The 26,706-nt window shown below is 65.7% G+C and carries 22 protein-coding genes and 1 tRNA gene; 20 read left to right on the forward strand and 3 right to left on the reverse strand.

All coding sequences use genetic code 11. The features are described 5' to 3' along the window. The first annotated feature begins 57 nt into the window (after nucleotides 1-57). The 13 genes from HTY51_RS03870 (at nucleotide 58) to HTY51_RS03930 (ending at nucleotide 18,463) form a co-directional block, all read left to right on the forward strand. Nucleotides 58-7,860, forward strand: a complete 7,803-nt coding sequence (locus HTY51_RS03870; RefSeq protein WP_174251495.1) for an RHS repeat-associated core domain-containing protein — start codon at nucleotides 58-60, stop codon at nucleotides 7,858-7,860. A 281-nt stretch (nucleotides 7,861-8,141) separates the two neighbouring features. Beyond that, nucleotides 8,142-8,525: a type II secretion system major pseudopilin GspG gene (gene gspG / locus HTY51_RS03875; protein ID WP_371733855.1), complete on the forward strand. Its 384-nt coding sequence runs from the start codon at nucleotides 8,142-8,144 to the stop codon at nucleotides 8,523-8,525. A 21-nt stretch (nucleotides 8,526-8,546) separates the two neighbouring features. Then, nucleotides 8,547-9,734 (forward strand): type II secretion system F family protein, encoded by a 1,188-nt coding sequence (locus HTY51_RS03880; RefSeq protein ID WP_174251496.1) that lies wholly within the window; start codon nucleotides 8,547-8,549, stop codon nucleotides 9,732-9,734. After that, nucleotides 9,734-11,419, forward strand: coding sequence for a GspE/PulE family protein (locus HTY51_RS03885; protein ID WP_174251497.1), 1,686 nt, complete (start codon nucleotides 9,734-9,736; stop codon nucleotides 11,417-11,419). Before HTY51_RS03880 ends, HTY51_RS03885 begins: the two co-directional genes overlap by 1 nt. After that, a complete protein-coding gene (locus HTY51_RS03890; protein WP_174251498.1) occupies nucleotides 11,400-12,257 on the forward strand; it encodes a hypothetical protein in 858 nt (285 codons plus the stop codon). The genes HTY51_RS03885 and HTY51_RS03890 overlap by 20 nt, the downstream gene beginning before the upstream one ends. A 10-nt stretch (nucleotides 12,258-12,267) precedes the next feature. Next, nucleotides 12,268-12,888, forward strand: a complete 621-nt coding sequence (locus HTY51_RS03895) for a hypothetical protein (RefSeq protein WP_174251499.1) — start codon at nucleotides 12,268-12,270, stop codon at nucleotides 12,886-12,888. Then, the gene (locus tag HTY51_RS03900) at nucleotides 12,885-13,478 is read left to right on the forward strand and encodes a GspMb/PilO family protein (RefSeq protein ID WP_174251500.1); all 594 of its coding nucleotides are present in this window, start codon (nucleotides 12,885-12,887) and stop codon (nucleotides 13,476-13,478) included. Before HTY51_RS03895 ends, HTY51_RS03900 begins: the two co-directional genes overlap by 4 nt. After that, nucleotides 13,478-14,032, forward strand: a complete 555-nt coding sequence (locus HTY51_RS03905; RefSeq protein WP_174251501.1) for a hypothetical protein — start codon at nucleotides 13,478-13,480, stop codon at nucleotides 14,030-14,032. The genes HTY51_RS03900 and HTY51_RS03905 overlap by 1 nt, the downstream gene beginning before the upstream one ends. A 41-nt stretch (nucleotides 14,033-14,073) precedes the next feature. Next, nucleotides 14,074-16,302 (forward strand): cohesin domain-containing protein, encoded by a 2,229-nt coding sequence (locus HTY51_RS03910; RefSeq protein ID WP_254606980.1) that lies wholly within the window; start codon nucleotides 14,074-14,076, stop codon nucleotides 16,300-16,302. 6 nt (nucleotides 16,303-16,308) lie between these two features. Beyond that, nucleotides 16,309-16,827, forward strand: a complete 519-nt coding sequence (locus HTY51_RS03915) for a type II secretion system protein (protein WP_174251503.1) — start codon at nucleotides 16,309-16,311, stop codon at nucleotides 16,825-16,827. After that, a complete protein-coding gene (locus tag HTY51_RS03920) occupies nucleotides 16,827-17,204 on the forward strand; it encodes a type II secretion system protein (protein WP_217448239.1) in 378 nt (125 codons plus the stop codon). The genes HTY51_RS03915 and HTY51_RS03920 overlap by 1 nt, the downstream gene beginning before the upstream one ends. A 46-nt stretch (nucleotides 17,205-17,250) precedes the next feature. Further along, on the forward strand, nucleotides 17,251-17,763 hold the full coding sequence (locus HTY51_RS03925; protein ID WP_174251504.1) for a type II secretion system protein: 513 nt from the start codon (nucleotides 17,251-17,253) through the stop codon (nucleotides 17,761-17,763). Between the two features lie 13 nt (nucleotides 17,764-17,776). Further along, complete coding sequence (locus HTY51_RS03930; protein WP_174251505.1) at nucleotides 17,777-18,463, forward strand: hypothetical protein; 687 nt, start codon at nucleotides 17,777-17,779, stop codon at nucleotides 18,461-18,463. Nucleotides 18,464-18,576: 113 nt separating this feature from the next. Here the strand turns inward: HTY51_RS03930 and HTY51_RS03935 are convergent. Beyond that, nucleotides 18,577-18,652 (reverse strand) — tRNA-Ala (locus HTY51_RS03935). 53 nt (nucleotides 18,653-18,705) lie between these two features. After that, complete coding sequence (locus HTY51_RS03940) at nucleotides 18,706-19,410, reverse strand: hypothetical protein (RefSeq protein ID WP_174251506.1); 705 nt, start codon at nucleotides 19,408-19,410, stop codon at nucleotides 18,706-18,708. Between the two features lie 85 nt (nucleotides 19,411-19,495). Between HTY51_RS03940 and HTY51_RS03945 the strand changes: the two genes are divergently transcribed. From HTY51_RS03945 to HTY51_RS03970, 6 genes are all read left to right on the forward strand, one after another. Beyond that, the gene (locus tag HTY51_RS03945; protein WP_174251507.1) at nucleotides 19,496-20,698 is read left to right on the forward strand and encodes an ABC transporter substrate-binding protein; all 1,203 of its coding nucleotides are present in this window, start codon (nucleotides 19,496-19,498) and stop codon (nucleotides 20,696-20,698) included. 25 nt (nucleotides 20,699-20,723) lie between these two features. Then, nucleotides 20,724-21,644: a branched-chain amino acid ABC transporter permease gene (locus HTY51_RS03950; protein WP_174251508.1), complete on the forward strand. Its 921-nt coding sequence runs from the start codon at nucleotides 20,724-20,726 to the stop codon at nucleotides 21,642-21,644. Continuing rightward, complete coding sequence (locus tag HTY51_RS03955) at nucleotides 21,637-22,620, forward strand: branched-chain amino acid ABC transporter permease (protein WP_174251509.1); 984 nt, start codon at nucleotides 21,637-21,639, stop codon at nucleotides 22,618-22,620. The genes HTY51_RS03950 and HTY51_RS03955 overlap by 8 nt, the downstream gene beginning before the upstream one ends. A 149-nt stretch (nucleotides 22,621-22,769) precedes the next feature. Further along, a complete protein-coding gene (locus tag HTY51_RS03960) occupies nucleotides 22,770-23,534 on the forward strand; it encodes an ABC transporter ATP-binding protein (protein ID WP_217448240.1) in 765 nt (254 codons plus the stop codon). Between the two features lie 86 nt (nucleotides 23,535-23,620). Beyond that, nucleotides 23,621-24,103 carry a hypothetical protein gene (locus tag HTY51_RS03965; RefSeq protein WP_174251510.1) on the forward strand — a complete coding sequence of 161 codons (483 nt, stop codon included), beginning with the start codon at nucleotides 23,621-23,623 and terminating at the stop codon, nucleotides 24,101-24,103. Nucleotides 24,104-24,161: 58 nt separating this feature from the next. Then, nucleotides 24,162-24,872 carry an ABC transporter ATP-binding protein gene (locus HTY51_RS03970; protein WP_174251511.1) on the forward strand — a complete coding sequence of 237 codons (711 nt, stop codon included), beginning with the start codon at nucleotides 24,162-24,164 and terminating at the stop codon, nucleotides 24,870-24,872. Between the two features lie 9 nt (nucleotides 24,873-24,881). On the opposite strand, the gene HTY51_RS03975 is transcribed toward HTY51_RS03970, so the two are convergent. Then, nucleotides 24,882-25,751: an NAD(P)-dependent oxidoreductase gene (locus HTY51_RS03975; RefSeq protein WP_174251512.1), complete on the reverse strand. Its 870-nt coding sequence runs from the start codon at nucleotides 25,749-25,751 to the stop codon at nucleotides 24,882-24,884. A gap of 85 nt (nucleotides 25,752-25,836) precedes the next feature. On the opposite strand from HTY51_RS03975, the gene HTY51_RS03980 reads away from it, so the two are divergent. Continuing rightward, nucleotides 25,837-26,694 (forward strand): alpha/beta hydrolase, encoded by an 858-nt coding sequence (locus HTY51_RS03980; protein ID WP_174251513.1) that lies wholly within the window; start codon nucleotides 25,837-25,839, stop codon nucleotides 26,692-26,694. The last annotated feature ends 12 nt before the right edge of the window (nucleotides 26,695-26,706 follow it).

The raw sequence follows: 26,706 nt of genomic DNA on the forward strand, positions 1-26,706 counted from the left end.
AAGCCGCGGTACGCGTGCGCTGGACCTGCGATCTTCACACTCAGGGATAGGCGCGATATGTCGTGGATCACAAGCAGTAAGGTGCGGGCGCTGCTGCGTCGGCTGCAGGGCTGGGGGGCGGTGCTGCTCCTTCTGGGGGCTGCCCAGGTTGCGGCGCAGACCACGATCTACGGCCCGCAGAGCGCGTCCATCACGCCCACGGGGCGTGGTGCCGCTTCGTATGCCGACATCGACGGCTTCCTGGTCGGTCGCCACGTCAACGGTCCCTTCTATATTTCCGTCAACAACAACTCGACGCAGTGGCCCCATGACAAGAGCGCCTCGGTCGAGATCTGGGTCAACTTCGAGAAAGTCGTCAGCACCGGCAACGTTTTCACGGCGCAAGGGGCGCCCATTCCCACTTTTCAGAGAAGCGTACGCCTGCGCACGGGCGCGCCCAACCTCATCCTTGTGAAGGTCAACGGCACGGCGCCGGTCCGCATCAATTACCAGATCCAGGCGGGCCAGATTCCCGTCGTACCTTCCACGCTCAGCGGCCTGGCGCCCAATCCGCTGGCGTTGACCAATGGCAAGAGCGGGGTGCTGAGTGCCACGCTCAGCCCCACGCCTTCCGTGGCCGGTGCGGTGACGCTCAGCAGCGCGGATACGAATGTCGCCGGCGTGCCCGGCAGCGTGGCCTATGGAGCGGGGCAATCCCAGGTGGCCATTCCGGTGCAGGGCAAAGGGGTCGGTCAGACCACGCTCACGGCCAGCCTCAACGGCAGCGCGCGCAGCGTCGCTGTCAACGTGTCGCCGGTGCCGCCGCGCGTCGTGTCGCTGCGCCCCATCTACAGCGCTGTGCAGCAAGGCGCCAGCGGCCAGCTCCAGGTGCGCATTGCGCCCAGCCAGGAGCAGGACACCACGGTTCCCCTGGCCAGTTCGGATGCGGCCAAGCTCGGCGTGCCTGCCAACGTCATCGTCCCGGCCGGGCAGACCACTGCCAACTTTGCCGTGCAGGGCCAGGCCACGGGCCTGGCCTATGTCACGGCCACCTTGCCGGGCACGCACCGTCCTTCTCGTGCATCGGCCATCGTCCGTGTGGTGCCGGCCACGGTGTCGGTCACATCCCTGCTGCCCGCCACCAGTGTGCTGACCAAGGGCAGCACGGCCCAGCTGACCGTGCAGCTCTCGGCAGCGCAGAGCGCCGATACGGTGGTTGCCCTGCAAGCACGTACCGGCGGCATCGTCAGCATGCTCGCCAGCCTCACCGTCCCGGCTGGCGCCATGCAGGCCAGCTTCAATGTCACTGCGCTGGAGGTGGGCAACACCTTGGTGGCCGCGACGCTGGGTGGCAGCACCGTGGAGGCGGCCGTGCAGGTCACGCCCGTGCCCGCGGCCGTCGCGGCGCTCACGCCCGCCAGCAGCACACTCATCGTCGGTGCCAGCGGCACGCTGACGGTCCAGCTCAACAGCGCGCAAAGCACAGTCACCACCGTGGCACTTTCTGCCCAGCCTGCCGGTACGGTGCAGGTGCCGGCCACCGTCAACGTGCCGGCCGGACAGAATCAGGTCGAGTTCCAGGTCAGCGCTTTAGCCGTGGGGCAGGCGCAGGTGATGGCCAGCCTCAACGGCACGAGCCAGAGTGCCACGGTCGTCGTGACCCCGCAACCTGCAGCCCTGGCCTCGGTGCTGCCCAGTCCCCTGGGCTTGCAGCAGGGTGCCAGCGGTGCCGTCACGGTGCGCCTGAACGCCGTACAGAACGAAGACGTCACGGTCGACCTGGCCGCCGCCCACCCGGCCCTGTTGCAGGTGCCCGAGACCTTGTTGATCTCTGCCGGCCAGATCGAGGCAGAAGTCAGCGTGCAGGCGCTGGCCGAGGGCAGCACCCAGTTCACGGTCACCCTCAACGGCGCGAGCACGACGGTGCCGGTCACCATCACACCGCCACCGCCGGTATTGGCCAGCCTGCTGCCGGCCACCCAGGATCTGCCCAAGGGCAAGCTGGGGCAGCTGCGCCTCACGCTGGACCGTGCGGCGCAGGAACCAGCCCTCGTCAGTCTGAGCAACAGCAACACCGGGGCGCTGGGCCTGCCGGCCCAGGTGACGGTGCCTGCGGGTGTGCTCGCCATCGACGTACCCATGACCGCGTTGACGCTAGGGCAGTCTACCGTGGTGGCCAGCCTCAACGGCAGCACGGCCCAGGTGGTGGTCAATGTGGTGGCCCCCGAAATCATGGGCATCACGCTCACACCGTCCAGTGTCAGCCTCACGCCCGGCCAGAGCACCGAAGTGCAGGCCACGGGCACCTATTCCGACGGCAGCACCCGCAACATCAGCAACGATCCCAACACCAGCTGGGCGGTGGCCGATGCGGCACTGGCCAGCGTCAGCGCCCAAGGCCGCGTGACGGCCCTGCAGCAGGGCGAGACCGTGCTCAGCGCCAGCCAGACCGTGGCACCCACCTACGGCAATCCCACACCCAGTGCTGTCGTCGACCAGGCCAGTGTGACGGTCGGCAGCCCGGCACCGCTGGCCATGTCGGCCGCCAAGACGGCTCTGGTGGTGGGTGAGACGGTGGCCGTCAGCATCACCGCGCCTTATGCCGCGGGTGCCACGCCCTACACCGTCAACCTCAGCAGCAGCGGCACGGCCACGCTGCAGTACCCGTCCAGCGTCACCATCAACCCCGGCCTGACCAGCGTCACCTTCAATGTCCAGGCCGCCAGCGCCGGTACCGTGGCGCTCAGCGCCTCGGCCGTGCCCTTTGCGCCGGGCCAGCTCAGCTTCACCGCCACGCCGCCCATACCCACGGCCATCGTCATCAGCGGCTTGGCGCCCACCAGCGGCACCGTGGGCAGCGTGGTCACGCTTATCGGTGAGGGTTTTGTCTCGCCGGCCAGCGCCAACACCGTGGCCTTTGCCGGCAATGTGCCGGCCATCGTGCAGTCCGGCACGGCCATTGAACTCAAGGTCCTGGTGCCCGAAACGGCGCAAAGCGGCCCCATCACCGTGAGCAACAGCCTGGGCTCAGCCCAGAGCCCGGTCTTCACGGTGATTCGCGAACAGGACTTCAGCTTCCAGGTCAGCCCGTCCACCGTGGACGTGATCCAGGGATCCAGCGCCAGCCTGGTCCTGAACATGAGCAACACCGGCACCAACGCCTACCAGGGCCTGGCCAGGCTCAGCGCCAGCGGCCTGCCCACAGGCGTGACGGCCCAGTTCGATCCGCCCGCGCTCAGTGCCTACCAGACCGGCAAGCTCACCCTGCTGGCTGACAGCGCGGCCGCCCTGAACCAGGCCACCATCACCGTGCGTGCCGAAGCCACACTCAACGGCCTGCCCTGGGTGCGCGAGAGCCAGGTGGCTGTGCGTGTCGTCACCAAGGACAACGTCACCGGCGTCAAGGGCCGCTTCGTAACCCCCACGGGGGCCGGCATCGCCGGCATCATCGTGCGCCAGGACACCAGCACCAACCAGGTGGTGACCGACGCCGGCGGCAACTTCACGCTCACGGGCCTGTCCAGCGGGGTCACCACCCTGCGTTTTGACGCCACCCCGGCTAACAGCCTCTACCCCATCTGGCCCTACAACATCACCCTGGCGGCCAATGAGCTGCTCACCATGTCGGACTGGATCCTCCAGCCACCGCCGGCCGATGCGCTGTTCAAGCAAATTGACAACGCCACGCAAGACCAGCAGATCAGCGACGAGCGCTACCCCGGTTTTGCCATCACCCTGCCCGCAGGTGCCACCATCACCGGCTGGGACGGTGTGAAGAAAACGCGCATCGCCGTGCAGAAGATCGACCCCGACAAGCTGCCCGTGGGCGCGCCGCCCTTCCCCATGAAAGAGGCCTACCAGCTCTACTTCGGCACCCCCATGGGCGGCATCCCCAGCACGCCCATCCCCGTGACCCTGCCCAATGTGGCCGACAAGGACCCGGGCGAGAAGGTCGAGATCTGGTGGTTTGACGGCTCCCCCATGGGCGGCACGGGCGACTGGAAGATGGCCGGCCTGGGCACGGTGAGTGCGGATGGCAAGACCGTCAGCAGCGACCCCGGCGTGGGTATCCCGCGCTTTTGCGGTGTGTGCGGTCTGTTCAGTCTGAGCTGCCCGCCGGTACCCAAGCCGCCGCAACCTTGCCCGACCTGTGATGGCCAAGCCCAGGCTGCGGGTACCGCCGGCAACCCGGTGGACCTGTTCACCGGCCAGGAAATGGCACGTAACAACAGCGGCCTGTCCATCGGCGGCGTGACGCCCATCGACATGGGCTTGCGCTACAACCCGATGGACGCCTTCGACAACAAGGCCGGCACCATCACCAGCTTCGGTTATGGCTGGACGTCCAGCTACGACATCAGCTTCTGGCCCATGGAGGGCGTGCAGAAGCGCCTGGTCATGCCCGGTGGCATCTACGTCAACCTGGTCGACGACGGCACGGGCAAGTACCGCCCGGTGGACGACACCCGCTATGCCGGCGGCTATGCTCGCGCTGCGTCCGGTGGTCACTGGGAATTCGTGCTCAAGGACGGTACACGCTGGTACTTCGAGCCTTTTGCCGGCATCCCGGGGGTGATCCGCGGTGGCCCGCCGCAGTTCGTGACCAAGGTCATCGACACCAGCGGCAACACCACGCTGATCAACCGCCAGAGCAACGGCCGCATCCTGTCCGTCTCCGGCCTGGCCAACCGCGGCCTGAGCGTGAGCTATGGCTCCAACGGTTTTGTGTCGCGTGTCACAGACCACACGGGACGGCGTGTGGACTATGAGTACACCAGCGAAGGCCGCATCAACAAGGTGACGGACGCGGCCAACCGCGTCACGCAATACACCTACCAGTCCGTGCCACTCTATGTCAACACGGACACTGGGGTGCCGCAGACAGCCTGTTCTGCGGACCTCGTGCCGCCCAGCATGCGTCTGCTCAGTTCCATCCTCTACCCGGATTCAGACACGCCCACGGTCAACACTTATGGCACGGACCGTGTCGTCAAGCAGGTGACTTCCACCGGCGAAACCTGGAAGTTCGCCTACCGCCGCACCGGCGCCTGTGTGGTCAAGGTTCTGGGCGGTGAGGGCGGTCTGGAGCCAGTCGGTGGCGGCAGCGGCCGGGTCTGGGACTACACCTGCCGCGCCGGCCAGTCCCTGTCCACGCGCACCCTGGCGCCCAGCGGCGGCAACACCATCAGCCTACCCCTGGCGGGCACCTGCCCGGACGTGGAGTCGGAAGAAACCCGCGCCGCCGGCTGGCGTTTCTTTGGCGGCACGGTGCAGGAAGTCATCGTCACCCAGCCCGATGGGCAGGTGCGCCGCAGCAAGTTCAACGCCCGCGGCCTGGCCACCGAGGCCATCGACCCCCTGGGTCAGCGCACCCAGTTCGTCTACGACGCCAAGCAGCAGAAGACCAAGTCCATCGACCCGTTGGGCCGCGAGACCAAGTACGAATACGACACCGTGGGCAACCTCACGGCCGTGGTGGACGCCCTGGGCCAGCGCATCGAGGCCATGTACGACCCCACCTTCAACAAGCCCGTGCAGGTCACGCGCTTCCTGCTGGGTGTGCCCAGCACCCAGGGCGGGGTGGAGCTGAGTTACACGCCGGTCTTCACCAGTGGCGCTTATGACAACGCGGGCCGCCTGACCAATGTGACCAACCCGGTGGGCCTGCAAGGCAGCTTGAGTTACAACGCCCAGGGCCTGGTCAGCCAGGCGGTGGCGCCGGCCCAGGTCAATGTGGGCAGCATCCCCGTGGTGCAGTCCGGTGTGGCCAGCAGCATCGCGCCCAACCAGCGCAAGGTCAGCCTGGGCTACACCATTGCTGGTGATCTGGCGCAGATCACCGATGCCCAGGGCAACGAGACCCGCATGGGAACGGACACGCTGGGCCGCATGACGGGCAGCACCGATGCCCTGGGCTACAGCAGCAGCCTGCAGTACAACACGCTGGACCAGGCCACCCAGGCCACTGATCCGTTGCAACAGAACACCAGTCTGAGCTACGACAGCGTTGGGCGGGTCACGGCCGTGAGCAACGCCGCGGGAGTTCAGATCGAACGCTATGGCTATGACGCCAAGGGCCGCTTGACCAGCAAGACCGACGCGCTCAACCAGAGCGAGACCTATGAGTACGACGCCGCAGGCCGCCTGAGCAAGGTGACCAACCGCAAGGGCCAGCTCAGTGCCCTGGTCTACAACGAGCGCGGCCAGCTCGCCAGCCTGGAGCTGCCGGACCGCACGGTCAGCTACCAGTACGACGCCACGGGCCGCCTTAGCGAAGTGCGTGACGCGAGCAGCGTCAACAGCTATGTCTACGACGCCATCGACCGTATCGTCCAGACCACCAGCACCACGGCCGCTGGCAGCCACACCCTGGCCTACCAGTACGACAGCCTGGGCCGCATGACCCGCCGCACGCTCAGTGGCACGGGCATTGCCGCGCCGGAGGTGACGACCTACCGCTGGGACAATGCCGACCGTCTGCTGGGCCACACCACCAACGTCGGTGGGCAGGACCACAGCACCAACTACAGCTATGACGCGGCGGGCCGCCTGAGTGCACGCAAGGTCCAGGCTGGCAACACTGTGGATCTGATCACGCAGGCTTATGGCTACGACAGCCTGGAACGCCTGAGCCAGATCAAATACCTCAAGGCGGCAGGCGCGGCCGGCGAGCAGCTCATCGAGCAGATCGACTACGAATACGACGCCAATGGCCGTCGCACCGCCCGGACCACGCTCAACGCCAACGGCACGGGACAAGGCGAAACGCCTATGACGGCGGTCTTCGATGCGGCCAATCGCATGACGGCCATCACCCTGAACCTTGGCGGCACGAGCAAGACCTACAACCTCACGTATGACGCCAATGGCAATCTGGTGCAGAAGCAGAATGCGGCGGATACCAGTGAGCAGACGCTTTATGTATGGGATGCCAGCAACAGGCTGATCCGGATTGAGCAGAGTGGAGCGGGTGGTTCCAGTCTGTTGACGGCCAGCTATGGTTATGACGCGTTTGGCCGTAGAGTTCAAAACACTGTGAACCAAGGCGGTCAAACCAGCACGGTGCAGTATCTTTACGAGGGGTTGCAGGCTCTAGGCGAAATAAGGGATGGAAATCTCAGCCATCGTTTGCTGACAGGATTAAGTTTGGATGAAACGATTGCCAGGATGACTTTAAGCGTTACCGGACAGAAAAATTCTGCCCAAAGCAGGATCCTCATAACGGATGCACTAAATAGTGTCATTGCGCAGCTGCAAGATAGTAATAGCGCCAACTTGGAAAATAGCTATGCCTATAGTCCGTACGGAGAAAGCTATACAGTAGGGCCGGATGCGACGGCAAGCCAAAATCAATATACATCTCGTGAAAACGATGGGGTGACGGGGCTGTATTTCTATCGTGCCCGATATTACGATCCAGTCGCAAAAGTTTTTATTAATACGGATCCAATTGGATTAGATGGAGGCATAAATACTTTTGCCTATGTTTCTGGAAATCCTGTAATGTATTCAGATCCGTTAGGGCTATGGAATCCCATGAAAGGGAGTGTTTCTATGTTTAACGGAGCAAGAGGCGTTTTCCAGCTGCTCTCGGGTGGAGCGATGTTAATTTTTCAGGGTGGCGCAGCCAGTAAGGCTGCAGGTTTTTGGCGAATTAACTCTGGGATCTCCTCGCTTAAGAGGTCAAAACAGCAATGGGATGAGAGTCTGTGCGAAGACTTCGATGATGCGTCCCTAAAAAATCTTTGGGGATTGGCGCCGTTTGGTCAACATATCGATGATCCTGATGAACCTAGTGCGATTGAGTACTATAAAAATCTCCCAACAAAGGAGATTGAGCATTGGTGGGAGATATTCAAAGAAATTGGGACTCAGTTTTGATCTGATTAGAGGTGATCAATGAAAGATCTACTTTTGACAAGTTGGAATATTTTTTTGATTGCCGGCTTATTTATTCTTGCGTTGATAGGTTTTTATATATTTATGAAGTCACTAGTACGAGGTGACGGTATTTTCATGACAATGAAGAATTTTTTGAAATTCATATTCAAAAATATGCCCTAAGTTTCAATGGTAAGTTCGGAGAGTTCGGCGTGAAAGAACAGATAGAAGATAAACTTTTTAAACCTTTGGGATCTGGGCGTGGGTTTACGCTATTAGAGTTGTTGGTCGTTGTCGCCATCATTGGTCTTCTCGCCGCCTACGTCGGCCCCAAATACTTCGGCCAACTCGGCAAATCCGAACAAGCCGTCGCCAAGTCCCAGATCGAAGCCTTCAGCCGTGCCCTCGGTGCTTACCGCATCGACACCGGTAGCTACCCCAGCACTGAAGAAGGCCTGGGAGCCCTGGTGAACCGCCCCGCGGACAGCGCTCGTGCCGCCAAGTGGAACGGCCCTTATCTCGAAAAAGCCGCGCCGCCCGACCCCTGGGGCAAGCCCTACCTCTACACCAGCCCGGGCAGCAAGGGCGACTTCGATCTGTTGAGCTACGGCAAGGACGGCCAGCCCGGAGGTACGGGTGATGCGGCCGACGTCAGCAACCATTGACGGGGCGCGAGGGGCGCCTCCATGAAGTTCGACGTGCGGGCGCTCAGCGCACAGCAGCAGATTGAGGCCTTCGAACTGGAGGCCTTGGACGCTGCCCATGCGCAGACCCTGGTGCAGGCGCGTGGCCTGGCACTGCTGTCCCTGAAGGCCGCGGCGGGCAGGGCCTGGCTGCCTGCGCGGCGCAGCAAACCCTTTGACCTGTTGCTCTTCGCCCAGGAGCTGCTGGCCCTGGTGAGCGCGGGCTTGAGCGTGGTGGAGGCGCTGGACGCGCTGCTCGAGCGCGCGGCGCAGAGCCATCTGAAGGCCGTGCTGCAGCGTTTGCGTGATGCCCTGCAGCAGGGGCAGCGCCTTTCGCAGGCGCTGGCGCAACAAGGCGACGTTTTTCCGCCGCTCTTCGTGGGCGTGGTGCAGGCCGCCGAGGGCACGAGCGATCTGCCACGGGCGCTGGAGCGTTATGTGTCATACGAAACGCGGCTGCGCACCCTGAAGCACAAGGTGGTGAGCGCGGCCATCTATCCTTCCATCCTGTTCTGTGTGGGCCTGGCGGTGGCGCTCTTCCTGCTGGGTTATGTGGTGCCGCGTTTTGCCTCGGTCTACCAGGGCGGCGGGCGCAGCCTGCCCTGGGCTTCGCAGGTCTTGCTGGCCTGGGGGCAGTTCGCCGCGAACTATGCGCTCTGGCTGGTGGCCGGTCTGGCGGCGGCCGTGGTGGCCGTGGTCTGGGGTGCGCGTCGTTTGCTGCGCACGGGCCAGTGGAGCCGCCTGCTGCGGGTGTTGCCGGGTGTGCGACAGCGCCTGGAAATCTTGACACTCACGCGCCTGTACCTCACGCTGGGCATGCTGCTTGATGGCGGCATACCCATCATGCGGGCCATGCAGTTGTGTGAGGCCGTGCTGTCTCAGGACACAGTGAGCCGCCTGCAGGCCGCGCGCGGGGCCGTGGGGCAAGGGGAAAGTCTTTCTGGCGCGCTGGAACGCCAGGGCCTGGCCACGCCGGTCTCGCTGCGTATGCTGCGGGTGGGCGAACAGACGGGGCAGATGGGCCAGATGCTGGGGCGCACGGCGGCGTTTTACGACACCGAGACCACGCGCTGGATCGAGCAATTCAGCAAGGCGTTTGAGCCCATCCTGATGGCGGCCATCGGCCTGGTGATCGGGGTGATCGTGGTGCTGCTTTACATGCCCATCTTTGAACTGGCGGGGAGCATCTGATGAGCGATACGGCGGCGGCGCCCAGCCTGGATGGACTGCAGGGCTTGCGTGCGCGTGCCCAGGCCAGTGGCCGGCCACTGGTGGACGTGCTGGCCGAGGTGCATCAGATGCACCCGCGCGAAGCCGCGGGCTGGCTGGCGATGCAGTTCGACCTGCCTTTCTGGGACAACCAGGCGCTGCAGCCGCAGACCGCGCGGCTGGACCTCTGGCCCATGGCCCGGGCGCAGGCCCAGCGTGCCGTGCTGCTGCAGCGCGCCGACGACCCCAGCATCTGGGTGGCAGCCCTGACCGACCCTTTTGATGGCGATGTGTTGGCCCAGCTGGAACAGGCCGCGGGCCAGGCGGTGCAGCAGGTGCTGTGCACGCCGGAAGACCTGCACGCCTATCTGACGCAGCAGGAGGCTTCTCTGCGCGCGGTGGACAGCCTGGAGGCCATGCGTTCGGACCAGACGGAGGCGGAACAGGGCATCGAGGTGCTGTCACTGGTGAGCGCCACGGATGCGGGGAGTCCAGCGGTGCGGCTGGTGAATTCCACGCTCTACGACGCCTTGCGTGCCGGGGCCAGCGACGTGCATCTGGAGTCCACGCCCATGGGCCTGGCGGTGCGCTACCGCATCGACGGGGTGCTGGACGATGTGACGGAGATCCAGGACCGGGCCGTGGCGGAGCAGACCATCTCGCGCCTCAAGGTGCTGGCCGAGCTGGACATCGCCGAGCGGCGTGTGCCGCAGGACGGCAGCTTCCAGGTGCGTGCCCAGGGGCGGCTGATCGACCTGCGTGTGTCCATCATGCCCAGCATCCACGGAGAGGATGCGGTGGTGCGGATTCTGGACAAACAGGCCATGATCGAAGCGCATGGCAAGCTGAGCCTGGAAGCGCTGGGTTTTGATGCGGTCGCGCTCAAGACCATGCGCGCCCTGACCGAGGCCGCCTACGGCATGCTGCTGGTGACCGGGCCCACGGGTTCCGGCAAGACCACCACGCTCTATGCCGCGCTGGCCGAGACCTATACCGGGCGGGACAAGATCATCACCATCGAAGATCCGGTGGAATATCAGTTGCCTGGGGTTCTGCAGATACCGGTGAACGAGAAGAAGGGCCTGTCCTTTGCGCGCGGCCTGCGCTCCATCCTGCGGCACGACCCCGACAAGATCATGGTGGGCGAAATCCGCGACCGTGAGACGGCCGAGATTGCGGTGCAGTCGGCGCTGACGGGCCACCTGGTGCTCACCACGGTGCACGCGAACAATGTGTTCGACGTGTTCGGGCGCTTCACGCACATGGGCCTGGACCCCTACACCCTGGTGTCGGCACTCAACGGCATCTGGGCTCAGCGCCTGGTACGGGTGAACTGCACGCATTGCCGCCAGCCCTACCTGCCCGAGGCTCAGGAGTTCGAGAAGCTGGGCCTGGATGCCGGGCAGTGGACGGATGCGAAGTTCATGAAAGGCGCGGGCTGCGGCGACTGCCGCGGCACGGGTTTCCGCGGGCGGCGTGCGATTGCAGAGTTTCTGCTGCTGGACGATGAGCTGCGCGAGATGATCATCCAGCGCCTGCCGGTGCGCCAGATCAAGGAAGCCGCGCGCCAGCGCGGCACACGCACGCTGCTGGAGGCGGCGCTGGACCTGGTACGGGCGGGCGCCACCACTCTGGAGGAGGTGCGACGTGTCACGCTGGCGCAGTAAGTCAGCAGCGTCGACGCTGCCCCTGGTGCTGGGCGTGTCCGCGCAGGGTGTGGCCTGGTGCGTGCCGGGGACTGCATCGTCCAACTGGCAGACCTGGGCCTGGCCCGAGGGAGCGGACGGGCCGGCCGCCTTGCGGGACTGGGTGTTGAAGCTGGCGCCGGAAATCGAGGGCACAGGGCAGCCCGTGCAGGTGTGCCTGGCGCCCAGCCTGGCCCAGCACTGGGTGCAGAGCGTGCCGGCGCAGACGGCCTCTCTGGTCGAGTTGCATGCGGTGGCGGCAGCCCGGGCCCAGCAGCTCTGGGGGCCGACCCCGGGCGGCTGGATGGTGACGGGCGACTGGCAGCCTGAGGGTGCGTTTCTGTGTACGGCCGTGCCGGCGGTCTGGGAGCCGGTCTGGAAGGCGATGCGGGAGCGCTGGGGCGAGATTGCGTTGCATACGCCTTTGCTGTTGGCGCAGCAGCAGGGGCAGGCGGTCTGGCCGCAGAACGGCTGGCTGGCTGTGGCCGTGGCGCAGCGCCTCTACGTGCAGCACCGCGAGGGCGGGCGTATGGCATCTTTACGCAGCGTGCGTTGGCCGGACGAGAGCACTCTGGAAGCGCTGCAGACCCAGGCTGTGCAGGAAGGGCGGCGCGAAATGCTGCGCGCAGGCAGCGGCCCCGAGGAGCTGCATTGGCTGGCCCTGTGCGAGGGCGGAGAGCGCGCCACGGAAAACGCCGGCCTGAAGCCTGTGGCCTGGCGCAAGGCGGGCATGCCGGCTGCGCCGCTGGACGCACCGGAGGCGGTACACGCGGCCTGGTGCGCACGGCAATCGGTGGAAGGAGCCTGGCATGCGGCCTGAGTCCGTTGACATGGCTTTCAACTGGGAGTTCGCGCCGCGCTGGACGCTGTGGGGTCGGCAGAGCAGGCCGCGCATGCGCGCGGTGGCCCTGGCCCTGGGTAGCGTGGCGCTGCTGGCCTTGGCTGGGGGCGCGTGGAACAGCTGGCAGCAGATGCAAGAGCTGGCGACTGTGCAAACCGAGGTGCAGGCCTTGCGCGCCACGCCAGCGAAGCCGTTGGCGCCGCGCGCATCCGCCACGACACGGCGTGATGGCGGCTTGGTGGCGGGGCAGGCCTTGAGCACGGACCAGCGGCAGGGACTGCGGGCCGTGGCCCGTCAGCTCAACATACCCTGGCAGGAGCTGTTCGAGCAGCTGGAGCGCTCGACGCCGCCGCAGGTGGCCCTGGTCAGCGTGGAGCCGGACGGGCAGCGTGGCACGGTGCGCTTGCAGGCGGAAGCCAAGTCGCTCGACACCCTGCTGCAATATGCCGCAGCCTTGCAGGGCCAGGGCGTGCTGGGACGTCTGACCTACAACAAGCATGAGACCAATGGCCAGGATGCGAACCGGCCCATGCGCTTGACCTTCGAGCTGATGTTGCTGCCCACGCGGCAGGCGACGCTGGTTCCGGCCTTGCAGGAGGGCGCGCGATGACGCGGGGCTGGCTGAAGAGGGGGCTTGGGCGCCTGTGGCTGGAGATCCTGCTGTGGCGCCATGGTTTGATCTGGCCGGGCGTGCTGGTTTTGCTGGTGGCGGCCCTGGCCCTCTGGCTGGTGCTGCTGCCGGGCGGTGCGCAACAGCTGGCGCAGGCCCGTGCGGAGTTGCAGCGTTTGCAGTCGGGACAGTTGGTGCTGGCGCTCAGCACGGCGGAGCGGACCGGGCAAGAGGATGCGGTGCTGGTGGCGGCGCTGGACCGTGTGGCGCTCTCCGAGCAGGAGGTCAGCGAGGTGCTGCGGCGCCTGGGACGCATTGCACAGAGCAAGGGCCTGACGCTGACGGAGACGGATTTCCAGGCCACGGGCGAGGGTCTGGGTGGCTTGCGGCGTCTGCAGCTGACGCTGCCTTTGCGGGCGGCGTATCCGCAGGTGCGGCAGTTCGTGGAGGCCGTGTTGCTGGAGTTTCCCGGCGTGAGCGTGGACCAGATGCTGCTCAAACGCGAGTCCGTGGGGCAGCGGCAGGGGGAGATACGCCTGCGCCTGTCGATCTGGACCAATCCGGCCAAGTCCGGGCGGGGGAGCATCTGATGGCCGCCCAAGGGCAGAACAAGCGCTGGTGGATACTGGGGCCCCTGCTCGTGGGGGCGTTTCTGCTGGCGGTGTTTGGAGACAAGACGCCTGCCGATGGCGCGGTTGATGTGGTGGCGCCGCGTGTGCAGCCTGCGCCGAGGGCTGTGCCTGCGGGGCTGCCGGTGGCCGGGGCGGCCGTGTCAGCCCTCGTGCCTGGTGTGCAGGTGTTGGTGCCGCGGGATCAATTGGTGAAGTCCGGGGAGCGTGCGCCGGTGCGGGATCTGTTCAGCCAGCGCAGCTGGACTCCCCCCGCACCCAAGCTCCAGCCGGTGGTGCTGCCCGTTCCTGTGCCGACGGCACCACCACCCCTGCCTTTTGTCTACCTAGGCAAGAAGCTGGAGGGCGGTAGCTGGGAGGTCTATCTGGGACAAGGTGACAAGACATTTGTGGTGCGCGAGGGGCAGGTGCTGGAGGGGCAGTACCGTGTGGATGTGATCAAGCCACCGCAGATGGAGTTGGTGTATTTGCCGCTGGGCCTGTCCCAGAACCTGGCGATTGGAGAAACACGATGAAATGGCGTAGGGACGGGCGCATCCAGCGGCACCTGCTGGGCTTGCTGATCGGCCTTGTGTTGGCGGGCTGTGCCAGCGAGCGCGCTTATCGCGAAGGGCAGGACCTGGCACGCGAAGGACGCAGCGAGGAGGCGCTGGAGCGCTTTGAAGACGCGAGCCGGCGCGATGCGGGCTCGGCGCAATACCGCATTGCTGTCCTGCAGACGCGCGAAGCCTTGGTTTCGACGGCGCTCGCGGTGGGGCGCAAGGCCTTGGACGAGGCGCGGTACGACGATGCCCGTGCGGCATTCCAGCGCGCGATGACCTGGCAGCCCGGGAACCCGCGGGCGCAGGAGGGACTCAACGCCATCGCGGCGGCCCAGCGCCACGCGAAATGGATGAGCTCGGCCCAGCAGGCCCTGGACCGCAAGGAAGACAAGGTGGCGGAGAACTGGTTGCGCATGGTGCTGTCGGAGGATCCGCAGCATCGCAAGGCGCGGACCCTGTTGCAAGAGTTGGAGGAAGGTCAGCAGAAAAAAGCGGGCATCGCCTTGTTGGCCGAGGCCTACCGCAAGCCCATCACGATTGAATTCAAGGACACGCCGCTCAAGTCTGTGTTTGAGGTGATTTCTCGGACCTCGGGCCTGAATTTCCTGTTCGACAAGGATGTGCGTTCGGACCAGAAGACCTCCATCTTCCTGAAGAACTCCACCATCGAAGCCGCCGTGAACCTGACTTTGCTGACGAACCAGCTGGAACAGCGGGTGCTCGACGCGAACACGGTGCTGATCTATCCCAACACCCAAGCCAAGCAGAAGGACTACCAGTCCCTGACGGTGAAGGCCTTCTATCTGGGGAATGCAGAAGCCAAGGTGGTGGCGAGCACGCTCAAGACCATCCTCAAGTCGCGTGATGTGGTGGTGGACGAGAAGCTTAACCTGTTGATCCTGCGGGACACGCCGGAGGCGATCCGCATGGCGGCCAGGCTGGTGGCCATGCACGATGTGGCTGAATCCGAGGTGATGCTGGAGGTGGAGATCCTGGAGGTCAAGCGCACCCGGCTGCTGGACCTGGGCATACGCTGGCCGGATCAGCTCAGCCTGAGCCCGTTGGCGGCGTCCTCAGGAGCTTTGTCTGTTGCTGACCTGCGTGGTCTGAACTCGGAGACCTTGGGGGCCACCATTGGGGCAACCACTATCAATGCCAAGAAGGTAGATGCGGACACCAACATCCTCGCGAATCCGCGCATTCGCGTACGCAACCGCGAGAAGGCCAAGATTCTGATCGGGGAGCGGGTGCCCAACATCACGTCCACCTCGACGGCGACCGGCTTCGTGGCGGAATCTGTCAACTATGTGGACGTTGGCCTGAAGCTGGACGTGGAACCGACGATCTCCATCGAAGGCGAGGTGGCCATCAAGATTGCGCTGGAGGTGAGCAGCGTGACCAGTCAGATCCAGACCAAGTCGGGTTCTTTGGCCTACCAGATTGGAACGCGGACGGCGCAGACCATCCTGCGCCTGAAGGATGGTGAGAACCAGGTGCTGGCAGGTCTGATCAACAGCGAGGACCGCCAGACGGCTAACAAGGTACCTGGCTTGGGTGAAATACCGGTGCTGGGACGCCTGTTCGGAGAACAGCGCGACGACACCGCCAAGACCGAGATCGTTTTGTCCATCACACCGCGTATCTTGCGCAATCTGAGCCGACCCGGTACTTCCAATATGGAGTTTGAGTCGGGGACGGAGAGCAGTCTCAGTGGCTTCAGCTGGGGGAGCCCAGACGCGGCGACGAAAGCTGCAGAGGGGCCAGCCAAGCCAGCGAATGGCGCAGCGGCTTCGGCAGGGAATGGCGAGGCCAGCGGGACACAGTCTCCCACCTTGCTGGCCTGGCAGGGCCCGGACAAGGTGAAGGTGGGTGATGTGTTCGCGGTGCAGCTGACGATGCAGTCCAGTCAAGCCGTGATGAGTTTGCCCCTGGCGGTCGGGTTTGACGCGCGCAGCATGCAGGTGGTGTCCGTGACCGAGGGGGATTTCCTCAAGCAGGGCGGGGCGCAGACGAACTTCAGCAGCCGGGTGGACCCGAGTGGCCAGATCGTGCTGACGGTGACGCGTTCCGGCGATTCAGGGGCCACCGGCAGCGGGGTGGTGGCGACGGTGAATCTACGGGCGACGGCCGCCGCAGCCACCGATGCACGTGTCCAGTTGCTGACGGTGGCACCCGTGGCCCAGGGTGGCAAGGCGGTGAGTACGTCTTTGCCGGCACCTCTGGTGATCGGCGTGGCACCCTGAGGACGTATGGCTTGTTTGCCAGCATTGCCTAAGCAAGGTGGTAGCCGGCCACTGTGGCGGGAGGGCGGCTTCACGCTGGTGGAGCTGCTCGTGACCCTGGCCATCCTGGCGGTGCTGGCCAGCCTGGTGGTACCGGTGGCGCAAATACAAGTACAGCGAGGCAAGGAGCAGCAGCTGCGGGCGGCACTGGCCGAAATCCGCACGGCCATCGATGCCTACAAGAAGGCGGGGGACGAAGGGCGGGTACCGCGTGATGCCGGGACGACGGGTTATCCCAAGACCCTGGAGGCGCTGGTTGAGGGGGTTGACGACCAGCGGGACCCGAAGCGGGGCAAGCTGTACTTTCTGCGGCGCGTTCCCCGGGACCCGTTTTTCGAGGACCCGAATGCCGAGGACGCCCAGACCTGGGGCAAGCGCGCCTATGCGAGCGAGCCAACCGACCCGGCTGAGGGGGACGATGTGTATGACGTGTTCAGTCGGTCGACGCTGACGGGCCTGAATGGCGTTCCTTTGAGGCGCTGGTGATGACGATGCGCAGACTTGGTTTCACGCTGATCGAATTGCTGGTGGTGCTGGCCATCGTGGCGACGCTGTTGACCCTGGTGGTCCCGCGGTATGCGGACCGTATCGATGTGGCCAAGGAGACGGTGTTGCGCGACAACCTGCGCGGTGTGCGGGATGTCATCGACAAGTTCTACGGTGACCAGGGACGTTTCCCGGAGAGTCTGGAAGAGCTGGTGGAGAAGCACTATCTCAAGACACTGCCGGTCGACCCCGTGACGGACTCTGATGCCACATGGCAGATCGTGGAGGTGCCCAGTGGCCACAAGGGGCGTGTTTACGACATACGGAGCGGGGCGCCTGGGAACGGGCGTAACGGGCGACCTTATGCAGAGTGGTAGGGCGCAGCGCAGTCACAGCTGGCGACCGCAGCATGGCTTTGCCTATGTGCTGCTACTGATGGTTGTGGCGGTATTGGCCCTGGGCGCTTCTGCGGCTTTGCAGTTGGGGGCGCAGGCGGGGCGCCGGGATGCGGAACAGGCCTTGCTGTCGACAGGTGCCGAGTTCGAGCGGGCGCTGTACAGCTATGCCGGGGTTGCTGTGGCGGCAACGGCGGCCAACACCAGCGGTGCATTGGCTGCGCGCGGGCCGCGTGACCTGCAGGAGCTGTTGAAAGACCCTCGGGTGCCGGGTGTACGGCGACATTTGCGGCAGCTTTATGCAGACCCGATGACGGGACGCCCGGAATGGGGCGTGGTGCGTGATCCCGCGGGTTTCATCGTCGGCGTGTACAGCCTGGCGGAAGGTCAGCCGATCAAGCAGCTGGGATTTGATGCGAGGCATGCTCATTTTGAAGAGGCTCCCAGCTATGCCAAATGGGTGTTCGGTCTGCCGATGGCGCAGTTGCAGACGATGCGTGGTGCCGGTCAACCAGCGACGCCGGCGGCGGCCAAACCGTGAAGGGAGAGAGGCGATGTATTTGACCTGGAAACGATGGCTACTCTTGAGTTTCGGCTTGATGTCGGTCTGGAGTGCATGGGCACAGCCCGCCTGTGAGCGCTATGAGCTCCTGAAGCCAAAACGGGGCAGCCAGATTGCAGACCGACAACCGGAATTGCAGTGGGGCGGTGAGGCCAATTCCAGCTATCGGGTGCAGGTGGCCGTGGTGCTGCCCGAAGGGCGCGTGCTGGAATCCATCGATACGGTGGTGACGGGAACACGCTGGCGTCTGGGGGCACCGGTTTCTGTACTGACCTCCGCTGTGAAGGTGATCGTAAGTCGTAACTGTTCGTCTTACTCGGTGCAGGATCTGCATGCTCAGGGGCCACACTTTGTCATCCAGGCCACCGACCAGTGCACATTAAGACCACAGTCGATCCGACAAGGGGCGGATGCCTTGCACTGGATTGCCCCTGCCAACTCCGACAAGTTTGTGGTCCAGATTTTCTCGATGACGCAGGCGGCTGATGGAGTAACGACGACTCAACGGCTAGGCGGTTACGAAGTTGTGGGAATTTCCTGGAAGTTTCCAGCCGATCTCCAAGCCCAACTGAGGCGGCCTGGCATGGCGGATCGGTCCTGGGTGGCTACGGTTCAGGCGCGTTGCGGTGCTTTGTTGAGTCATCCACAGGCGTTGGTCTTGGATGTTTCACTCGTGTGATCATGCAGCAGCAAGCAAATGGACCTGACTTGTTGTTGTCCAGCAGGATTCAGCGTCTTTGTCGGAGTTCCAGCCAAATGCCATAAGACCGGCTACAGCTTGGCTTTTGGATGTGGTGGAGAGGAGGAGGATCGAACTCCCGACCTTCGCATTGCGAACGCGACGCTCTCCCAGCTGAGCTACCCCCCCACACGCTGGAAATTCTAGCAAGCGGCGGCCGGCTCGGCCAGGGGGCGATGGGCTCAGATCCAGGAAAGCAGTTCCCAGCGTTGCCAGGCTTCGCGTCCGCGGGTGGTGCCCCGGCCGGTGGAGAGCAGGTATTCGCCGCTGACTTCGCGTGCCACCCAGCGGCCGATCTCCGGGGCCAGCCACAGGGTTTCGCGCCGTGTCGTCTCCGTGCGGGTGACGTCACGGTGCTGCAGGCGGATGAAGGTCTCGATGCGCAGCGCCAGCTGGCTGCCGCCGGCCAGCGTCACACGCTCCCAGCCCTGCACCGTGCTGTGCCGGCTGATCCAGTAGCGGAAGGAGTCGTCGTCGATGCGGTAGTGGGTGCGCTGCGCGCTGCGGGCGCCCGGTGTTGGGTCGGCCGGCCACAGGGGCACGGCCTGCTCGTAGTTCAGCACCTCGTCCCAGCCCGTTTCCCGCCAGATCTGGCCCCAGGGTTGCTGCTGTTCTTCCAGGTCGGCCGGCCCGGCATCGTTGCGGATGCGGATGCGCACCCGGGGTGCCAGGGCCACCACCTCGTGTTCCTGTGTGGCCAGCTGGGCGCTGTTGTAGCCGTTGGAGTGGCGGTAGGTCCAGCGCTGGCCCAGGGCCGGCCGCCGCAGGGTGATCGTGCCGGCCGGTGCCGCCGCGACCTCCGTGCGCAGGGCGGGCAGGGGCTGGATGGCGCAGCCGGCGGGCAGCGCGGCCAGGGCCAGGGTGAAATGGCGGCGGTTCAGTTCCATGGAGGGTGCCTCCTGAGGGGCTGTGGGAGAACGCTATCATTCTGGCAGTCCGATTCCACCTGCCCCATCCCGAACAGGAAAGACCATGAAACACACCGTGCCCTTTGCCCTGCTGCGTCGCACCTTTTTTGCCGCGGCCGTTTCCACTGTGCTGGCTGTGCCGGCCCTGGCGGCCGACAACGTCAAGATCGGCCTGCTGTCCACGCTCTCCGGCCCCGGCGCCGGTCTGGGCATCGACATCCGCGACGGTTTCCAGCTGGCGGTGAAGTTGAACGGCGGCAAGCTCGGCGGCCTGCCGGCGGAGGTGATCGTGGCCGATGACCAGGCCAGCCCCGACGTGGGCCGCCAGACGGCCGACCGCCTGGTCAAGCGCGACAAGGTCGATTTCATGACCGGCGTCGTGTTCTCCAACGTCATGCTGGCCGTGGGCGCGCCCACCTTCGCCGCCAAGACTTTCTACATCAGCGCCAATGCCGGCCCCTCGCAGTACGCCGGCGCCCAGTGCAATCCCTATTTCTTCAGTGCCTCCTGGCAGAACGACAACCAGCACGAGGCCGTGGGCAAGACCGTGGCCGACAAGGGTTTCAAGCGCGTGGCGCTGATCGCCCCCAACTATCCCGCAGGCAAGGACGCGCTGGCCGGCTTCAAGCGTTTCTACACGGGCGGCGAGATCGTCTCCGAGAGCTACACCCCGCTCAACCTGCTGGACTACGGTGCCGAGCTGTCCAAGCTGCGCGCGGCCAAACCCGATGCGGTCTATATCTTCCTGCCCGGCGGCCTGGGCATCAACTTCATCAAGCAGTTCGTCGGCGCCGGCCTGTCCAAGGACATGACCCTCTTCGGCCCTGGCTTCTCGGGTGACGAGGACGTGATCAAGGCCGTGGGCAACCCCATGCTGGGCATGTTCAACACCTCGCAGTGGGCACACGACCTGGACAACGCCGCCAACAAGAAGTTCGTGGCCGCCTTCGAGAAGGAATACGGCCGCCTGCCCACGCTCTACGCCTCGCAGGGGTATGACGCGGCCCAGCTGATCGGCGCCGCCGTGCGCGACAGCAAGGGCAAGCTCGACGACAAGGCCGCCGTGCACAAGGCACTCAAGGCGGCGAAGTTCGACTCGGTGCGCGGCAGCTTCAAGTTCAACAGCAACCAGTTCCCCATCCAGGACTACTACCTGCGTGTCATCACCCAGGACAGCAAGGGCCGCGTGACCAACCGCACCCTGGGCACCGTGTTCAAGAACCACGGCGACGCCTACGCTGCCGATTGCAAGATGCCGGGCTTGTGATCCGCACGTTGTTTCCCGCCCCTCGATGACCGGCATCCTTTTCCTGGAGCAGGCCTTGAACGGCCTGCAGTTCGGGCTCATGCTGTTTTTGCTGGCAGCGGGCCTGACGCTGGTCTTCGGCATCATGGACATGATCAACCTGGCGCACGGCTCGCTCTACATGGTGGGCGCCTACCTGGTGGCCGCAGCCACCACGGCCAGCGGTTCCTTCTGGATCGGTCTGGGCGCGGGCATCGTGGGCGCGGCCGTCTTCGGCGTGCTGCTGGAGCTCACGGTGCTGCGCCGTCTCTACACCCGCGACCATCTCTCGCAGGTGCTGGGCACCTTTGCCATCCTGCTCATGTGCAATGAGGCGGTGCGTTTCATCTGGGGCTCGCAACCGGTGCTGCTGAGCCCGCCCGATTCCCTGGCCGGCCCGGTCGAACTGCTGAGCGGTTTCTATTACCCGGCCTACCGCCTGCTCATCATCGGCGTGGGGCTCGTCGTGGCGCTGGGGCTGTGGGGGCTCATCACGCGCACCCGCATCGGCATGCAGCTGCGCGCCGGTGCCTCCAACCGCGAGATGGCCCTGGCCATGGGCGTGCCGGTGCGTGCCCTGTTCACGGCGCTGTTCGGCCTGGGCGCCGCGCTGTGCGCCGTGGCCGGTGGTTTGCTGGGCCCGCTGCTGGCGGTGCAGGTGGGCATGGGCGAGAGCATCCTGATCCTGGCCTTTGTGGTCATCGTGATCGGCGGCATCGGCTCGGTGCGCGGCGCGCTGCTGGGGGCCCTGCTGGTCGGCGTGGTGGACACGGCGGGGCGCACGCTGATCCCGCTGCTGTTCGGTGCCGTGCTGGGGCCGGCCGCGGCCGACAATGCCGGCCCGGCGGTGGCCTCCATCCTGATCTACGTGCTGATGGCTGCCGTGCTCTTCTTCAAGCCGCGCGGCCTGTTTCCTGCCCATGGCTGAGCCGCTGCCGTCGACGCCCGCCATGCGCAGCCTGCTCGACCATGCCCCGGGCTGGCGCTGGGTCTTGCCGCTGGCCGTGCTGCTGCTGGCCTTCCCCTTCATCACGCCGCTGATCGGCGGTGACTTCTACCTGGGCCTGGCCGCGCGCATCCTGATCTTTGCGCTGGCGGCCACCAGCCTCAACCTCATCCTCGGTTTCGGCGGCATGGTGAGTTTCGGCCACGCGGCCTTCGTCGGCGTGGGCGCCTACACGGCCGGCATCCTGTTGCAGGCCGGTGTGCACTCGGCCTGGTTGCTCTGGCCGGCGGCCATGGGGGTGGCCGCGCTGTTTGCCGCCGTGATCGGCGCCATCAGCCTGCGCACGCGCGGTGTCTACTTCATCATGATCACGCTGGCCTTCGCGCAGATGCTCTATTACCTCGCGACCTCGACCAAGGCCTACGGCGGCGACGACGGCCTCTCGCTGTCCGCGCGCGGCACGCTGGGCGGCGGGCTGGACCTGGCCAACGAACGCACCTTCTACTGGACCGTGCTGGCCCTGGTGGCGCTGGCCCTGCTTTTTGTCGGGCGCCTGCTCAATGCGCGTTTCGGCCATGCCCTGCAGGCCATGCGCGAGAACGAGCAACGCATGGAAGCCGTGGGTTTTGCGGTCTACAGCCACAAGCTGGTGGCCTTCATCATTGCCGGCGCGCTGGCGGGCCTGGCCGGGGCCCTGCTGGCCAGCCTGGGCGGTTTCGTCAGCCCGTCCACGATGCAGTGGAGCCAGTCCGGCCTGCTGATGGTCATGGTCATCCTGGGCGGTGTCGGCCATCTCTGGGGCGGGGTCATCGGCGCCGTGGTCTTCCTGCTGCTGGAGGAGCTGCTGAGCCACTACACCATCTACTGGCAGTTCGTGCTGGGCGCTGTCTTGCTGGCCGTGGTGCTGGCCGCGCCCAACGGGCTCATGAGCCTGTTCAGGCGCAAGGAGCGGGCATGAGCATGAGCGTCGCCGGGCCGCCCCAAGACGCGAGGGCCCCTGAGGGGCTGACGACCGCGGCTCCCAGCCTGCCTGCGCAGGCTGGGACGGGAGGAAGAGGCGCTGCGTCTCACAGCGACACGTCCAGCGCAGCACACGCAGTGGCAAGCGTGGGGGCCTCTGTGCTCTTGCAGGTCACGGGGCTGGTCAAACGCTACGGTGGCCTGGTGGCCACCGACGGCGTCAACCTCACGGTGCGCGCCGGCGAGATCCACGCCCTGATCGGCCCCAACGGCGCCGGCAAGACCACCCTGATCCAGCAGCTCTCGGGCGCGCTGGCGCCCGATGCCGGCGCCATCACCTTCGACGGGACCGACATCACGCCGCTGTCCATGCACGAGCGCGTGCACCGCGGCCTGGCGCGTTCCTACCAGATCACCAGCATCTTCACGCGCTTGCCGGTGCTCGACAACGTGGCCCTGGCCCTGCAGGCGCGCAGCGGCAGCAGCCTGCGTTTCTGGGCGGCGGCACGGGCCGAGACGCAACGCTACGAACAGGCGGCGGCCCTGCTGGCGCGCGTGGGCCTGGGCGAACGCGTGCAGCAGTTGGCCGGTGCGCTCTCGCATGGTGAGCAGCGCCAGCTGGAAGTGGGCATGGCCCTGGCCACAGGTGCCAGGCTGCTGCTGCTGGACGAGCCCATGGCCGGCATGGGCCCGGAAGAATCCGAACGCATGGTGGCCCTGCTGCAGGGCCTGCGCGGCGAACTCACCCTGCTGCTCGTCGAGCACGACATGGACGCCGTGTTCCGCCTGGCCGACACCATCTCGGTGCTGGTGGCCGGTCGTATCATCGCCAGCGGCCCGCCGGCCCTCATCCGCGCCGATGCCGAAGTACGGCGTGCCTATCTGGGTGATGAACTCGGGGAGCCCGTCTGATGCGGCGCCAGTCCACCCCGCCGATGGCCACAGCCCGGCCGCCAAGGTCCCGCGGCTGGTGGCGTTTCCATCCCCTGACCCTCTTGGTGGGCCTGCTGCTGCAACTGCACCTGGCCTACCTGCTCGGTGCCGACCAGTTCAACGCGGTGCCCGAGCCGGACCAGCTGGTGCAGATCCCTGTCGAGGTGCTGCAGGTGCAGGACAGCGTCCCGCATCTGGAAGTGCGGCTGGTGGACGAAACCCAGCGCAGCATGGAGTTCCCGGTGTCGCTGGCCCTGCTCGCCTCGGCGCGCGTGCCGCTGGACGCGGATGAGCGGGACAGCCTGCAGTCTTGCATGGGCTACGTGCTGGGCGTACCCATGCGCTGGGTGTCGGACGAGCGCTTCCGCATCTGGGAGCTGCACTGCGGCCCCGTGCACCGGGTCTATGCCGAATTCAAGGCGGCCTATGAGGCGGCGGCCCGGGACGCGCAGCGTGCCATGGAGTGGCACGGTGGCGCCATCCTCTTGCTGACCGTGTTGCTGTTGTGGCTGGAGCGTCGTTTCCAGCGGCGCTGGGGGTTGGCATGAGCGCCGCACGGCCGCCAGCAGGCGCTCGCACCGCAATGCGCAGCATGGAGGTTACCGAATGAGCGCCTTGCTCGAAGTGCAGGATCTGCAGACCGCCTACGGTTCCAGCCAGGTGCTGTTCGGCATCAGCCTGACGGTGGCGGCGGGTGGGGTGGCCACCCTGCTGGGGCGCAATGGCATGGGCAAGACCACCACGGTGCGCTCCATCCTGGGCCTGACGCCGCCGCGCAGCGGGGAGGTGCGTTTCCTTGGTGAACGCATCGACGGTCTCAGCCCGGACCGCATCGCGCGCATGGGCCTGGCCCTGGTGCCCGAGGGTCGGCAGATCTTCCCGAACCTGTCGGTCGAAGAAAACCTGCGCGCCTTCGCGGCCAACCGCCGGGCTTCTTCCCAGCCCTGGACGCTGGACCGGGTCTACGAACTCTTCCCCGCGCTGGCCGGGCGCCGCCGCCACATGGGCAACCAGCTCTCGGGTGGCGAGCAGCAGATGCTGGCCATCGGCCGTGCGCTCATGACCAACCCGCAGCTGCTGATCCTGGACGAGGCCAGCGAAGGCCTGGCCCCGCTGATCCGCGAGCAGATCTGGGCCTGCCTGGCGCAACTACGCGCCCAGGGGCAAAGCATCCTGGTGATCGACAAATACGTGCAGCGCCTCATCCAGCTCGCTGATGCGCACACCATCATCGAGCGCGGGCGTGTGGTCTGGTCTGGCAACTCGGCCGGGCTGGCCGCCGATCCTGCCCTCTGGCACCGTTACCTTGGTGTCTGAGGCCGCGCCTCACTTCATCCCGTTGCGCTGCGCCAGTTCCACGAACAGCCCGGCCTGGTCCAGGTCCTTCAGGCCGTGATCCACGCCAGCGGCGTAGATCTGTTCCAGCAGGGCCGTGATGGGCGCGGTGAACCCCATGCCGGCGGCGGTGTCCAGCGCATTGCGCATGTCCTTGAGCTGCACGGTCAGGGTGGCGCGCGCCGTGAAGTCGCGCTCCACCATGCGCTGGCCATGCACCTGCAGGATGCGGCTGTCGGCAAAACCACCGCTGATGGCTTCTTTCACCTTGGCCGGGTCGGCACCGCCCTTCTGGCACAGCAGCAGGGCTTCGGCCACGGCGCCGATGGTGATGCCCACGATCATCTGGTTGGCCAGCTTGGCCAGCTGGCCCGAGCCGCTGGGGCCGACCAGGGTGGCGCGGCCCAGGGCCGCGAACACCGGCCGGGCGCGCTCGAAGGTGCTGAGCTTGCCGCCGGCCATGATGGCCAGGGTGCCGGCCTCGGCGCCCAGGGTGCCGCCCGAGACCGGGGCGTCCAGGTGGGTGATGCCCATGCCGCCCAGGCGTTCCGAGTGCGCGCGCGCCTCGGCCGGCTTGATGGACGACATGTCGATCAGCACGGTGCCGGGTTTCATGGTGCCGGCCACGCCGCTCTCGAACAGCAGCTGCTCGACCACGGGGCCGTGCTCCAGCATGGTGACCACGAATTCCGCGCCCGATACGGCGCCGGTGGGGGTGTCGTGCACGGTGGCGCCAAAGGCGGCCAGGCCTTCGGCCTTGGTCCGCGTGCGGTTCCAGACCTGCACGGTGTGCCCGGCCTCGCACAGGCGGCGTGCCATCGGAAAGCCCATCTTGCCGGTTCCCAACACGGTGATGTTCATCTTGTTACCTCCTGCGTTTTCCCGGATATGCCAAGATAGTCATCCTTGAAAAACCGCACTATTGTCTTTCATCCGGAGCCCTGACATGAAGAAGTTCGATCCCGCCTGGCTGGACCGCATGTACAACAACCGCGCCCTGGTGCCCGAGCACGCCATGCACTTTGTGCGCTGGGCCGACGCCTCGGACGACGCCCGTCACGCGCACCCCTGCCAGACCGACATCGCCTATGGCAAGGGCCCGATGGAAAAGCTCGACGTCTTTCCCAGCAACCAGCCGGGCTCGCCCGTGGTGGTCTTCATCCACGGCGGCTGGTGGCGCGCGCTCGACAAGTCCGACCACTCCTTCATCGCCCCGGCCTTCAAGAACCTGGGCGGCTGCGTTTTCATTCCCAACTACGCGCTGTGCCCGGCCGTGACGATTCCCCAGATCACGCTGCAGATGGTCCAGGCCCTGGCCTGGGTCTACCGCAATGCGAAGAAGTTCGGTGGCGACCCCCGCCGCATCTACGTGGTGGGCCACTCCGCCGGTGGCCACCTGGCCGCCATGCTGCTGGACTGCCTCTGGCCTCAGGTGGGCAAGGACCTGCCGGCTGACCTGGTCAAGGGCGCGCTCTCCATCTCCGGTCTCTACGACCTGGAGCCCATCATGCACACGCCCTTCCTCAAGGGCGATCTGCGCCTCACGCCCGAGCAGGTGGCGATGGCCAGCCCGGCGCTGCTGCCGGCGCCGAAAAAAGGCGTGCTCTACACCGTTGCTGGCGCCCAGGAAAGCGCCGAGTTCATCCGCCACAACAAGCTGATCCAGCAGGCCTGGGGCAAGCAGGTGGTGCCGGTGTGCGAGACCATCCCCGAGCGCAACCACTTCAGCGTGCTGGAGGACTTGACGGCCCCCTGGCAGCACCTGCACCAGCTGGCGATCCGGCTGGTGTTCGGCAAGGTTTGACGCGGTACTAGG

The organism is Rhodoferax sp. BAB1, from assembly GCF_013334205.1.
In the GTDB taxonomy this organism is placed as follows: domain Bacteria; phylum Pseudomonadota; class Gammaproteobacteria; order Burkholderiales; family Burkholderiaceae_C; genus Hylemonella.